Raw genomic sequence first — 13,278 nt, forward strand, 5'->3', positions numbered from 1 at the left:
AATTCGATCCGGTTGGCGTCGCGCAAGGTCACTGTCCCGCCGCGGTCGGCCGCTGCCACCACGTCTCGGGCAGATACCCGCTCAGCGCATTCGTTGGAGGTTGTTGTATCCGATTCCATCGCGCGATCCATTGCCTGTCGGCATTGTAGAGGGGGATCGCGTAGAATCCGGACATCAGGACACGGTCGAGTGCGCGGACGGCGGAGACCAAGCTTGGGCGGGTGCGGGCCTCGAGCAGGGCGCCGATCATGGCGTCGACGGCTGGCTCCTTCGCGCCCATGTAGTTGCGTGTGCCCGGATTGTCGGCGGCGGCGCTGCCCCAGTAGAAGCTCTGCTCGTTGCCGGGAGACAACGACTGGTCCCAGCGATTCTGGATCATGTCGAAATCGTAGGCCAGCTTGCGCTGGTCATATTGGACCGCATCGACCACGCGCACCGACAGGACGATGCCGGCGCGTTTGACGTCGCGGGCGAACGCCAGTGCGATACGTTCCTGCTCACGCGTGGTGACCAGGAACTCGAAGCCGAACGCCGTTCTGGTTGCCTTGTCGCGCAGCGTCGTGCCGTCGAGTTCGTAGCCGGCGTCCTCCAGCAGGGTCAGCGCCGACCGCAACGTGTCGCGGTCGCGCCCCGAACCGTCGCTCACCGGCAGCCGCCAGCCTCCATCCAGGATCTCGGGCAGCAACGCTGCGCCATGAGGGGCAAGCAGGGCGCGTTCGCGCGCATCCGCCGGCTGGCCATATGCCGACAGATCGGAGCCCGCGAAAAAGCCGCCCGATCGCGTATAGAGGCCGAAGAAGTAGTTGCGGTTGATCCACTCGAAATCGAACAGCAGGGTCAGCGCCTGGCGTACGCGGCGATCGGCAAATATCGGTCGCCGTGTGTTGAATACCAGGAACTCCGACGGCTTGGGCAGGCCGGTGCGGATTTCGCTGCGGACGACATCGCCGCGTCGCGCGGCGGGAAAGTCGTAACCTTCGTGCCAGCGCAGCGGATCGGTCTCGACGCGGAAGTCGTAGAGCCCCCGTTTGAACGCTTCGAACGCACCGTTGGCCTCGCGGTAGTAGTCGAGCCGCACTTCGTCGAAATTCCATAGCCCGCGGTTCACCGCGAGGTCGCGCCCCCAGTAGTCGGGGTTGCGCTTGAAAACGACACGGGTGCCCGGATTGACCTCGCTGACCCGATACGGCCCGGAGCCGAGCGGCGGGGCGAGCGACGTGTCCTCGAAGCGTGCGGGATCGAGGGCGTGTCTGGGCAGCACCGGCATCAGGCCGAGGATCAGCGGCAGTTCGCGGTCTCCGGCGTCGTCGAACACGAAGCGGACGGTGCGTGGATCGAGCGCTTCGGCCTTCGCGACCTTGGCATAGTACAGGCGGTGGTTGGGGCGGCCGTGGTCGCGCAACAGTTCCCACGAGAACAGCACATCCTCGGCCAGCACCGGTCGGCCGTCGGCGAAGCGGGCCCTGGCGTTGAGGTGAAAGGTGACGAAGCTGCGGGCGTCGTCGGTCTCGATACGGTCGGCGAGAAGCCCGTAGAGGGTGAACGGCTCGTTCTGTCCTCGCGTGAGCAGGCTTTCGATGACATAGCCGCGGATCTGCTGCACCGCGAGCCCCTTCACGATCAACGGATTGAGGCTGTCGAAGGTGCCGAGAATTCCGAACGTCAGCCGGCCGCCCTTGGGGGCGGCGGGATTGACGTAGGGCATGTGGTCGACGTCCGGCGCCAGGGCCGGCGCACCATGCATGGCGATGCCGATGGTCGGGGCGGGGGCGGATTCCGGTGCCGCGATGGCGGCGGACGCGGCAACGCAAACCAATCCGGCTGCCATTCGGCCGACCCCGCGCAGGCACCTGCCGGCTCGCCGCAATGCCCGTCCGAAAGCCTCGTTCGATTCGGTCATCTGCACGTCATTTTGTACCATGACGGCCCCGGACATGACCTCATGATCTTGTCAAAAGTTACCGTCGCCATTGATCTTTTCGTCGGCGGATGTATGAAGGCGGGCGATTGAGGGCGGGCCGTTCGACCGGTCACGCTGCCGCCTTATTTGCCGCAGAGACAGCCACCGGTCGTCGGGGGTGGCGCTGGCATCTGCGGTTTCGATACCACGGTTCAGAAAGGGTCTTCCGCAATGAATTTTCGTCTCTTGGCCGTGCCGGCGCTGCCGCGCGGGCGGGTTTTGGCGGCGCTGGCCGTCGCGACATTGACCATTTCGACCGCTTCTGCCCAGCAGCCGGCGCCGGCGCCCGCCGCACCCAAGGCGGCGCCGAAGGCCGCGGCTCCGAAGGCTGCTCCGAAGGCTGCGCCTGCCGCTCCCGCCGCCCAGGCCCCAGCGGCCGCGCCGCAGGCTCAGCAGCAGCCCGAGCAGCAGCAGGTCCAGCTGATCTACGCGCCGTGGACCAAGTTCTGCCTCAAGGGCCAGGACGCCAATGCCAAGCAGATCTGCTTCACCGGCAAGGACGGCCGCATCGAGTCCGGCCAGCCGGTCGTCGCCGCCGTGATCATCGAGCCGGAAGGCGAGCCCAAGAAGATCCTGCGCGTGACGCTGCCGCTCGGCATGCAGCTGGTGCACGGCACCCGGGTGATCATCGACGGTAACCCGCCGGCCCAGAGCCCGTACGTGATCTGCTTCGCCAACGGCTGCATGTCCGACTACGAAGCGACCCCCGAAATGATCGCCAACCTGAAGAAGGGCCAGAACCTCATCGTTCAGGCGATCAACTCCAACGGCGCGCCGCTGACCCTGCCGCTGCCGCTGCAGGAGACTGGTGGTGCCAGCTTCGCCAAGGCCTATGACGGTCCGCCGACGGACCCGAAGGTGTTCGAAGAGAACCAGAAGAAGCTGCAGGACGAGCTGCAGAAGCGGGCCAACGAGGCGCGTCAGAAGCTCGAGCAGGCTGCCCCCGCTGCCAACGGTGCTGCGCCGGCCGCGCCGAAGTGACCCTCGGCTGAACCGACAAGCAAAAGGGCGCGCAGTGATGCGCGCCCTTTTTGTTTCTGCCCATCGGCTTCAGCCGCTGTGATGCACCTGCTTGTTCGACGGTGCGCGCGTTGAGAGAATGCGGCGCCGTCGTCGCGTTCAGTTCAGCGAAGGATTGCGCGGACGATAGCCCCCGGACTTGTCCTTCACGAAAATTTCGGCGACCTGCGAATGGCGGATCGGCTCGCCGGATTCGTCAGGAACGAGGTTCTGCTCGGACACGTAGGCGACGTACTCGGTTTCGGAGTTCTCGGCCAGCAGATGGTAGAAGGGCTGATCCTTGTGGGGGCGGACCCCTTCGGGGATGGACAACCACCATTCTTCCGTGTTGTTGAATTCCGGATCGATGTCGAAGATCACGCCCCGGAACGAAAAGATCCGGTGCCGAACGATCTGACCGATCTGGAACTTGGCGGTGCGCGCTTTGATCATGTCCCGTCGATAGACCAGGATTGTGGCCGATGCTAGTGGCAATACCCCTCCGCCGAGCCCTCCGAATCGCACCAGCGTAGTCCTCATGCCTCCGGAAGAAGCGCCCAAGCGCCACCTATCTCCATGATCGATATATTGAATCTGGCTTTGCCCTATTTCGGGCTGATCTTCGTCGGCTTCGCCTGCGGCAAGTTCCGGGCGCTGCCCGAGGCCGGTCTCGCCTGGATGAATTTCTTCCTGCTCTACGTCTCGCTGCCGGCGTTGTTTTTCCGGATCCTGGCGAAGACGCCGTTCGAAGAGCTCAACAATCTGCCGTTCGTGGTGGCGACCACCACGGCTACCGCGATCGCGTTCACGCTGTCCGCGCTCATCGGACGGCTGATGGGCAGGCTGTCGCTGCGCGAGGCGACGCTCGCCGGTCTCGCCGGCGGCTATGGCAACATCGGCTACATGGGGCCGGGCCTTGCGCTCGCGACGCTGGGGGCCAAGGCGGCAGCGCCCGTCGCGCTGATCTTCTGCTTCGACAACATCCTGCTGTTCTCGCTGGCACCGCTATTGATCGCGATCTCCGGCGGCAAGCAGCAGCGGCTGTGGCCGACCATCGTCTCGGTGATCAGGCAGATCGTCTTCCATCCGCTGATCGTCGCGGCCTACTGCGGCACCATTGCCGCCGCGCTGCACTGGCATCCGCCGACGGCGATCGACAACATGCTGCAGTTCCTGCAGGGCGCGGCTGCCCCGGTCGCGCTGTTCGCGCTGGGCGTCACGGTCGCGCTGCGGCCGTTCAGCCGCGTGCCGTGGGAGGTGCCCGGCATCATCCTGGTCAAGCTGGTGGCGCATCCGCTCGTGGTGTTCGGCCTGCTGTTCGCGCTGGGTCCGTTCGTGCCCGAATGGTCGGCGACGGCAATCCTGATGGCCTCGCTCCCGCCGGCGCTCAATGTGTTCGTGATCGCGCGGCAGTATGACGCCTGGATCGAGCCGGCCTCCGCCGCGGTGCTGCTGGGAACGTTCGTGTCGGTGGTGACGCTGACGAGCGTGATGTGGGCGCTGAAAACGGGGCAGATCCCGCTGCCCTAAACCGCACCTTTGGCGGCCGGCGGGGGGCGGCGCTTAGCGCCGGTTCGACCGCCAAGACGGCGCAAGGCCCTCGCGCATCGCCAGACGTCGCACCGGCCCGGCGCCGCCGAGCAGATGCATGCCGGCCGCGCGCAGCATCTGCAGCGGCAGCAGGTCGCTCAGCAGCGAGCGGTTGGCGAGATCGATCATGACCGTGCGGCTGTTGATGTCGGCCCAGCGGGCACGCTCGAAGCGCGACAACTCGGCTTCGGCTCCGGGGTCACCGTGACGGGCGAGTGCGTCACCGGCGATGGCTGCGATATCAGCGGCATCGCGCAAGCCCATGTTGAGCCCTTGCGCGCCGATCGGCGGCAGCACGTGGGCGGCCTCGCCAACCAGCACGACACGCTGCATCGCAAATCGCCGGGGGCGTTCGAACGCCAGCGGAAACATGTGGCGTCCGCCCTCGACGCGCATGCGGCCGAGGATCGAGTGGGCGCGCTGCTCGGCCGCAGCCGACAGTTCGTCGTCGCTCAGCGCCATGAGGCGCGCGGCCTCGGCGGCAGAGGTCACCCACACCACGCTGGAGCGGGCGCCGGGCAGCGGCACGAAGACGCATGGGCCGTTGGGCGTATGGAATTCGGTCGACGTGTCGTGATGCGGGCGGGCATGGCCGACATTGAAGGTGAGGGCGGTCTGGGTCAGTGCGCGCCGGCTGACGCCGATGCCGGCGGCATCCCGGCTGATCGAATGGCGCCCCTCGGCGCCGACCACGAGGCGCGCGTCAAGCGTCTGGCCAAGCCGGGTGCGGACATGAACGGCATCGTCGTGCGGAGTGACCGCATCGGCCTCGTCGTCGAGGCGGATCAGGTTCGCAAGCTCGGCGGCACGTGCCTCGAGGGCTGCCACCAGCACCTTGTTCTCGATGTTGTAGCCGAATGCGTCGCGACCGATCTCGTTGCTCGAGAACCGGACTTCGGGAGCGCGGACCAGACGGCCGGTGTCGTCGACCAGCCGCATGACGCGCAGCGGCGCGGCGCTGTCGGCGCAGCGCGGCCAGACGTCGATGGTCTCCAGCAGATCAATCGACTGGCCGAGCAGGGCGGTGGTCCGGTTGTCGGCGTAGGGTGCGCGACGGGCCACCAGGGCGGTGGTGGCGCCGCGCGTCGCCAGCGCGATGGCGGCCACGAGGCCGGTGGGGCCGCCGCCGATCACGGCGACATCGAACAAGGGAAGCGGGCGCGGCGCGTCATCCATGGGCACTGGATATAAGGACCTCGCTGGGGTCCCGCAATCGGCTTTGCGAGGGCAGCGCGATATGACAGTCACGCGACGCATCGCCGCAACGCCGCCTGTGCAAAGAGACGCAATTCCTGTTAATCACAGGGCGACCCATGACTCAGCCCATGACTCAGCCGGACCCAAACCAGGCGCCGATCGGTACCCCCGCGACCCGCCGGCGCGCGTTCGGGGTGCATGTGCTCACGGCATTGGGGGCGGGGTTCGCGCTGATGGCGCTGCTGGAAGCGGTGCGCGAGCACTGGGCGGCGATGTTCGGTTGGCTCGGTGCGGCGCTGGTGGTCGACGCCCTCGACGGCCCGCTGGCGCGGCGGCTCGACGTCGTCCGGCTGCTGCCGGACTGGTCGGGGGAGACCCTCGATCTCGTGGTCGATTTCGTCACCTACGTCTTCGTGCCGGCCTATGCCATCACGGCGAGCGGGCTGTTGCTGCCGCCGACGGCACCGCTGCTCGGCGCGGCGATCGCGGTGACCGGAGCGCTCTACTTCGCCGATCGCCGGATGAAGACCGACGACAATCATTTTCGCGGGTTCCCGACCCTGTGGAACGTGGCCGCCTTCTATCTCTTCCTGCTGCGGCCCGGACCGCTCACCGCGAGCCTCGCGGTCGTCGCGCTGCTGGTGCTGACGTTCGTGCCGTTCAACGTCATGCACCCGGTGCGGGTCCAGCGCCTGCGATCGCTCAATCTGGCGCTGGTGGTGCTGTGGGGGCTGCTGGCGCTTGCCGCGGTGGTCGAGGATTTCCAGGTGCCGGTCGTGGTACGCGTCGGCCTCTGTCTGATCGCCTTCTATGTGCTGTGCAGCGATATCGTGATCCGGATGATCAAACGGGTGAATGCATGATGCAACTTCTGGCCAGCCCCGAAGCCTGGGCCGCGCTGGTGACACTGACGACGCTGGAGATCATTCTCGGCATCGACAACGTGATCTTCATTTCGGTGCTGGTGTCGCGCATCCCCGAACATCAGGCCAAGCGCGCGCGGCAGCTCGGCCTCGCGCTGGCACTGGTGTTCCGCATCGCCCTGCTGTCGATCCTGGTGTGGCTGATCGGTCTGACCAAGCCGGTGTTCACGCTGTTCGAGCAGGGATTCTCCTGGCGTGACATCATCCTCATCGGCGGCGGCGCCTTCCTGATCGCCAAGGCCACCCATGAGATCCACAACGAGGTCGAGGCCCGCGAAGGCGGCGGCGACGGCGCCAGGCCGGCCAATGCGTTCTTCTGGGTGATCGTCCAGATCATCATCATCGATCTCGTATTCTCGCTGGATTCGATCATCACTGCGATCGGCATGGCGCAGGATCTCACTATCATGATCACCGCGGTGATCATCGCCTGCATCGTGATGTATGTGTCGTCGGGGCCGATCGCCGGCTTCGTCGCGCGGCATCCGACCACCAAGATGCTGGCGCTGTCGTTCCTGGTGCTGATCGGCGTCGCGCTGGTCGCCGACGGCTTCCAGTTTCATATCCCGCGCGGCTACATCTACTTCGCGATCGCGTTCGCGCTGGCGGTCGAGGCCTTCAACATCCTGGCGCGGCGCAACCGCGAGCGGATCGAGCCAGACAAGGATACCCACTGAGCGGGTTGCTCCCTCCCGTTTCGCCGCCTAATGTCGCGCGGAGAAACGGGAGTGGAAGATGACCAAGGCTGTGCGAGTCCATCAGGTCGGCGGACCGGAAGTGCTGACCTATGAGGACGTCGATGTGCCGCCGCCGGGCCACGGCGAGGTGCGGATCAGCCAGCACGCCATCGGGTTGAATTTCATCGATACCTACTACCGCAGCGGTCTCTACAAGGCGCCGGCGCTGCCTTTCATCGCCGGCAACGAGGCGTCGGGCGAGGTCGTATCGGTCGGGTCGGGCGTCACCAATTTCCATCCGGGCGATCGTGTCGCCTATTATACGAACCTCGGCAGCTATACGACCGAACGCAATATCGTCGCCGACAAGCTGGTCAAGCTGCCGGACGCCATCACCCACGAGCAGGCGGCCGTGCTGATGCTCAAGGGCCTGACCGTCTTCTATCTTCTGCACAAGACGTTCCGCGTCGAGCCGGGACATCGTGTTCTGATCCATGCCGCCGCAGGCGGCATCGGCCTGCTCGCGTGCCAGTGGGCCAAGGCGCTCGGCGCCAACGTGATTGGAACCGTCGGTTCGAAGGAGAAGGCCGAACTCGCGCTCGCCAATGGCTGCGATCACGTCATCCTCTACAACGAGGAAGATTTCGTCGCACGGGTGAAGCAGATCAGCCGCGGCGAGCTCTGCGATGTCGTCTATGACGGTGTCGGCAAGGCGACGTTTCCCGGCTCGCTGTCCTGTCTCAAGCCGCGCGGCATGTTCGTCAGTTTCGGCAACGCCTCCGGGCCCGTGCCGCCGTTCTCGCTGCTGGAGCTCAACAACCACGGCTCGCTGTTCGCGACGCGGCCCAAGCTCAACGACTATGTCGGCACGCGGCGCGAATTGCTCGAAGCCGCCGATACCATGTTCGCCGCCGTACTGAACGGCAAACTGCACGTTCCGATCCATCACGCCTATGCGCTCAAGGACGCGCAGAAGGCGCACCGCGATCTCGAGAGCCGCGCGACGGTCGGGGCATCGGTGCTGCGTCCGTAACGGGCGTCGCGGCGGCGGCGATGACCGCTGCCGCCACGGGCCGTGTCGCCGTCAGTTCACGCAGCGCGCCGCGCCGCTCCGGCGCAGGATCGAGTCCAGCGACGCAATCATCTCCGCGATCTCCTCGCGGGTGACGTTGAGGGCCGGCATGAAGCGCAACGCGTCCGGCTGCGGGGCGTTGAGCAGGAGGCCTTCGTCGAGCGCCTGCGCGACGATCGCCGCGCCGATCGGCCGCTTGAGGTCGAGCGCCAGCAGCAATCCCTGGCCGCGGACTTCGCCGAGCCCATGGCGGGCAGAAATTCGCTGCAGTTCGCTCGCGAGGTGCTGACCGTTGTCACGCACCGTCTTGAGGAACGCCGGCTGGCGCACCTGCTCGACAATCGCAGCGCCCGCCGCGCACATCAGCGGATTGCCGTTGAACGTGCCGCCCTGGTCGCCGTGGGCGAAGCACGATGCTTCGCGGGTGGCGAGGAGGGCGGCGAGCGGCACGCCACCGCCGATGCCCTTGCCGAGTGTCATGATGTCCGGCGTGACGCCGGCGCCCTGATGGTGGAACAGGTGTCCGGTGCGGCCGATGCCGGTCTGGATCTCGTCGAAGATCAGTAGCAGGCCGCGGGCCTTGGTCAGCCCGCGCAGGTCCCGCAGGAAGGCGTCGGTCGCGGGCCACACCCCGGCCTCCCCCTGGATCGGCTCGAGCATCACGGCGACCGTGTTGTCGCCGATCAGCCGTTCGACCGATGCAAGATCGTTGAGCGTCGCCTTGGGAAAGCCGGGCACCTTGGGTTCGAACAGCGGCTCGAACGCCTTCTTGCCGCATGCCGACATGGTGGCGAGGGTGCGGCCGTGGAACGCGCCGGTGAAGGTGATGATCTCGTAGGCGCCGTCCCGATGCAGCGTTCCGAACTTGCGCGCCAGCTTGATCGCGCCCTCATTGGCTTCCGCGCCGGAGTTGGCGAAGAACACCTGGTCGAAGCCACTGTTCGCCACCAGCAACTGCGCGAGCTTGAGGCTCGGGGCGTTGTAGAATGCCGGGCTCGGCGTCAGCAGGTCCTTTGCCTGGACGGCGAGCGCATCGGCGATGACGGCCGGCGAATGGCCCAGGCTGTTGACGGCCCAGCCCTGCACGAAGTCGAGGTAGCGGCGGCCGCTGTCGTCCCACAGCCAGCTGCCTTGGCCGCGGACGAACACCACGGGCGGGCGGGCAGTGATGTCCATCAGCGTGTCGAACGGATGGATCGCAGCGGTCATGGCAGGCTCCTGTGGTTGGGGGAACGTGGGCGGTGGAAACGGGGGGCTGAAATGCAAGAAGGCCGCGCTTTGCGGGCGCGGCCTTCTCGAAAACGTTGCTGATGTCTGCTTCAGCTCTGTCGTCGGACACGGCGCGACCCATCATCGTCGAAAGAGCGACGACGGCGGTCTGCGCGGCAGATGGTCCGGATCGAAATCATGGGGCGCGCTCGTACAGCCGAACGGCCCCCTCTGTCAAGGCGCCTGGTTCAGAAACCCGCGACCGTACCATGCAGGTCGTAGGCGTCGGCCCGCTCGATCCTGGCGGTGACGATGTCGCCGACCTTGAGCGGCCGGCGGCTCGACAGGTAGACGCTGCCGTCGATTTCCGGCGCGTCGGCCTTGGAGCGGCCCCTGGCGACGCTCGGGCCGACCTCGTCGATGATCACCTGCTGACGGGTGCCGACCTTGCGCTTCAATCGCCGCGCCGAGATCTTCTGCTGACGCGCCATCAGCGCGTTCCAGCGCTCGGCCTTGATCTCGTCGGGGACGGGATTGTCCAGCGCGTTCGAGGTCGCGCCCGCCACAGGCTCGTACTTGAAGCAGCCGACGCGGTCGATCTCCGCCTCGTCCAGCCAGTCCAGCAGGTAGGCGAAGTCGGCATCGGTCTCGCCGGGGAAGCCGACGATGAAGGTCGAGCGCAGCGTCAGGTCGGGGCACTGCTCGCGCCACGCCTTGATGCGCCCCAGCGTCTTGTCCTGGGCCGCCGGCCGCCGCATCTGCTTCAGCACGTCGGGGCTCGCGTGCTGGAAGGGGATGTCGAGATAGGGCAGCACCTTGCCTTCGGCCATCAGGCCGATGACCTCGTCGACATGCGGGTAGGGGTAGACGTATTGCAGCCGCACCCAGGCGCCGAGCTCGCCGAGTTCGCGGGCGAGGTCGTAGAAGCGCGCGCGAACCTCGCGGTCCTTCCACGGCGCCGCTGCGTATTTCAGGTCGACACCGTAGGCCGAGGTGTCCTGCGACACGACCAGCAATTCCTTGACGCCGGCGTTCACCAGCCGCTCGGCCTCGCGCAGCACGTCGTCGGCGGTGCGCGAGACGAGGTCGCCGCGCAGCTTGGGAATGATGCAGAAGGTGCAGCGGTTGTTGCAGCCTTCGGAAATCTTCAGGTAGGCGTAGTGCCGGGGTGTCAGCTTGATGCCCTGCGGCGGCACGAGGTCGAGATGCGGGTTGTGCAGCGGCGGGATCGCCCGATGCACGGCGTCCAGCACGCTCTCGTACTGCTGCGGCCCGGTGATCGACAGCACGCCCGGATAGGCCTGCTCGATCTGCTCGGGCTCGGCGCCCATGCAGCCGGTGACGATGACCTTGCCGTTCTCGGCCATGGCCTCGCCGATGGCGCTCAGCGACTCCTGCTTGGCGCTGTCGAGAAAGCCGCAGGTGTTGACGATGACAAGGTCGGCGCCGTCGTGCTTGCGCGCAAGCTCATAGCCTTCGGCGCGCAGCCGCGTGATGATGCGCTCGGAGTCCACCAGCGCCTTGGGGCAACCGAGGGACACGAAACTGACTTTCGGCGCGACGCCCTTGTCCATGCTTCTCCATCCAGTTAGAAGCGACAGGAGCTAGCCTTGATCCCCGCCAATTTCAAGGCCGGCGGGACGACCGATCGCGTGCCGGCGCGGGCGGAACCAGTCCAGGCCCTGAGATACGCCTGTTTTGCGAGGCAGATCACCGGGATGCCCCGGTCTTGACCGTGAAGTGAGCGCTGGATGCCGGCTGAGACGACCCTCAAGATCGTCATCGTGGATGAGAGCCCGATCCGGGCCGCGATCCTGCTGGAGGGGCTGCGCGACGCCGGTTTCACCACCGTCGAGCATATCAGCGAAATGCACAACCTGCTGGCGCGGATCTACGCCCTCGATCCCGACGTCATCCTGATCGACCTCGAGAACCCCAGCCGCGATGTGCTGGAGCAGATGTTTCAGGTCAGCCGCGCGGTGCGCCGCCCGATTGCGATGTTCGTCGACCAGAGCGATTCCGCCTCGATCGAGGCCTCGGTCGACGCGGGGGTGTCCGCCTACATCGTCGATGGCCTCAAGAAGGAGCGGATCAAGCCGGTGCTCGATCTCTGCGTGTCGCGATTCAACGCCTTTGCGCGCCTGCAGGCCGAGCTTGAGCGCACCAAGTCGGCGCTGGAGGAGCGCAAGGTGATCGACCGCGCCAAGGGGTTGCTGATGAAGATCAAGGGCCTGACCGAGGACGAGGCCTATGTCCTGATGCGTTCGACCGCGATGCGCGAGAAGAAGAAGATCGCCGACATCGCGCAGTCGATCATCACTGCCGCGGAGATGTTGAAATGACCGGCAAGCCGTTGCGCGTGGGGTTCATTCCGCTGGTCGACGCTGCCGCGCTGATTGTCGCCGTCGACAAGGGATTTGCCGCCGGGCAAGGGCTGGACGTCACGCTGGTGCGTGAGGTGTCGTGGTCGAATGTCCGCGACAAGCTCAACATCGGCCTGTTCGATGCGGCGCATCTGCTGGCGCCGGTGGCGATCGCCTCCAGCCTCGGCATCGGCCATGTCAGGGTGCCGATTGTGGCGCCGTTCACCCTCGGCGTGAACGGCAACGCCATCACCGTGTCGCCGGCGCTGCAGGGGGCGATCATGGCGCGGCTCGACGGCGCGCCGACCGATCCGATGGCGACTGCACGGGCGCTCGCCCGGGTTGTCGCCGACCGGCGGGCGCGGGGGCAGGAGCCCCTGACCTTCGGCATGACCTTCCCGTTCTCGACCCACAACTACCAGCTCCGCTTCTGGATGGCGGCCGGCGGCGTCGATCCGGACGAAGACGTCCGCCTCGTGGTGCTGCCGCCTCCCTACATGGTCGAAAGTCTCGCGAGTGGCCATGTCGATGCATTCTGCGTCGGCGCGCCCTGGAATTCCGTGGCGGTCGATCTCGGTATCGGCCACATCCTGCATTTCGTCTCGGACATCCTGGTGCGGGCGGCGGAGAAGGTGCTGGCCGTGCGCGGCCGCTGGGCCGAGGAGAATCCCGATGCCCTGGCCGCGCTTGTCCGGGCCTGCCAGCAAGCCGCCGAGTTCATCGAAGCCCCGGATCACCGCGCCGAAGCCGCGGCCATTCTTGGCCATCCCGAGCGCATCGGGGTCGATCCGGACGTGATCCGCCGCACCCTCGACGGCCGCCTCAAGGTCACGCCGGACGGTATGTTCCGCGAGAGCGACCGCTATCTGCTGGTCGGTCGCGAGGCGGCGGCCCGGCCGGACCCGATCCAGGCCGCCTGGCTTTACGCCCAGATGGTGCGCTGGGGGCAGACGCCGTGGAGCGCCGAGGCGCTGCGAACGGCCCAGGCGGTCTTCCGGCCCGACCTGTACGACGCTGCGACCGGATTCGCAGGCGAGCCAGCCCGGATGGTGGCAGATGGGATCGGTGCCTTTGCCGGCCCGGCCTTCGACCCCGCCGATATCGCCGCCCATCTCGCCTCATTTCCAATCCGGCGAAAGCCGCAAGGCTGACGGTCGCGTTGCGGGCAAGGCCGGCTGCCTAATTATTGCGCGCTGCACAAAAAGCTGACTTTCTGCAATTCCAAAGGTCATCCCACCACCCGATCGCCACCTCGGTGATTCGCGGAAGGCTTTTTATTTCAATGCGT

General features: G+C 66.5%; 12 protein-coding genes. 7 read left to right on the forward strand and 5 right to left on the reverse strand.

Going from position 1 to position 13,278, the window contains the following annotated elements:
* Positions 1-28: 28 nt before the first annotated feature.
* The gene (locus JQ639_RS00215; RefSeq protein WP_249123635.1) at positions 29-1,744 is read right to left on the reverse strand and encodes an extracellular solute-binding protein; all 1,716 of its coding nucleotides are present in this window, start codon (positions 1,742-1,744) and stop codon (positions 29-31) included.
* 387 nt (positions 1,745-2,131) lie between these two features.
* Between JQ639_RS00215 and JQ639_RS00220 the strand changes: the two genes are divergently transcribed.
* Positions 2,132-2,941, forward strand: a complete 810-nt coding sequence (locus tag JQ639_RS00220; RefSeq protein ID WP_211969933.1) for an invasion associated locus B family protein — start codon at positions 2,132-2,134, stop codon at positions 2,939-2,941.
* A gap of 138 nt (positions 2,942-3,079) precedes the next feature.
* On the opposite strand, the gene hspQ is transcribed toward JQ639_RS00220, so the two are convergent.
* Positions 3,080-3,412 (reverse strand): heat shock protein HspQ, encoded by a 333-nt coding sequence (gene hspQ / locus JQ639_RS00225; RefSeq protein WP_211969934.1) that lies wholly within the window; start codon positions 3,410-3,412, stop codon positions 3,080-3,082.
* Positions 3,413-3,535: 123 nt separating this feature from the next.
* Between hspQ and JQ639_RS00230 the strand changes: the two genes are divergently transcribed.
* On the forward strand, positions 3,536-4,489 hold the full coding sequence (locus JQ639_RS00230; protein ID WP_211969935.1) for an AEC family transporter: 954 nt from the start codon (positions 3,536-3,538) through the stop codon (positions 4,487-4,489).
* Between the two features lie 33 nt (positions 4,490-4,522).
* On the opposite strand, the gene JQ639_RS00235 is transcribed toward JQ639_RS00230, so the two are convergent.
* Positions 4,523-5,725 (reverse strand): UbiH/UbiF family hydroxylase, encoded by a 1,203-nt coding sequence (locus tag JQ639_RS00235; RefSeq protein ID WP_211969936.1) that lies wholly within the window; start codon positions 5,723-5,725, stop codon positions 4,523-4,525.
* Between the two features lie 149 nt (positions 5,726-5,874).
* Here JQ639_RS00235 and pcsA point away from each other — a divergent pair, with 149 nt between their 5' ends.
* From pcsA to JQ639_RS00250, 3 genes are read left to right on the forward strand one after another with little or no spacing between them, the layout of a single operon-like run.
* Entirely contained in the window at positions 5,875-6,609 is a 735-nt protein-coding gene (pcsA, locus tag JQ639_RS00240; protein WP_211969937.1) for a phosphatidylcholine synthase, read from the forward strand.
* Positions 6,606-7,346, forward strand: coding sequence for a TerC family protein (locus JQ639_RS00245; RefSeq protein ID WP_211969938.1), 741 nt, complete (start codon positions 6,606-6,608; stop codon positions 7,344-7,346). The genes pcsA and JQ639_RS00245 overlap by 4 nt, the downstream gene beginning before the upstream one ends.
* Positions 7,347-7,404: 58 nt before the next feature.
* On the forward strand, positions 7,405-8,379 hold the full coding sequence (locus tag JQ639_RS00250) for a quinone oxidoreductase family protein (RefSeq protein ID WP_211969939.1): 975 nt from the start codon (positions 7,405-7,407) through the stop codon (positions 8,377-8,379).
* 51 nt (positions 8,380-8,430) lie between these two features.
* Here the strand turns inward: JQ639_RS00250 and JQ639_RS00255 are convergent, their stop codons facing one another.
* Complete coding sequence (locus JQ639_RS00255; RefSeq protein WP_211969940.1) at positions 8,431-9,627, reverse strand: acetylornithine transaminase; 1,197 nt, start codon at positions 9,625-9,627, stop codon at positions 8,431-8,433.
* Between the two features lie 248 nt (positions 9,628-9,875).
* The gene (rimO, locus tag JQ639_RS00260; protein ID WP_211969941.1) at positions 9,876-11,201 is read right to left on the reverse strand and encodes a 30S ribosomal protein S12 methylthiotransferase RimO; all 1,326 of its coding nucleotides are present in this window, start codon (positions 11,199-11,201) and stop codon (positions 9,876-9,878) included.
* 177 nt (positions 11,202-11,378) lie between these two features.
* On the opposite strand from rimO, the gene JQ639_RS00265 reads away from it, so the two are divergent.
* Complete coding sequence (locus JQ639_RS00265; RefSeq protein WP_211969942.1) at positions 11,379-11,969, forward strand: ANTAR domain-containing response regulator; 591 nt, start codon at positions 11,379-11,381, stop codon at positions 11,967-11,969.
* Entirely contained in the window at positions 11,966-13,141 is a 1,176-nt protein-coding gene (locus tag JQ639_RS00270) for a CmpA/NrtA family ABC transporter substrate-binding protein (protein WP_211969943.1), read from the forward strand. Before JQ639_RS00265 ends, JQ639_RS00270 begins: the two co-directional genes overlap by 4 nt.
* Positions 13,142-13,278: the final 137 nt, after the last annotated feature.

This window comes from Bradyrhizobium sp. U87765 SZCCT0048 (assembly GCF_018131225.1).
Lineage (GTDB): Bacteria > Pseudomonadota > Alphaproteobacteria > Rhizobiales > Xanthobacteraceae > Bradyrhizobium_A.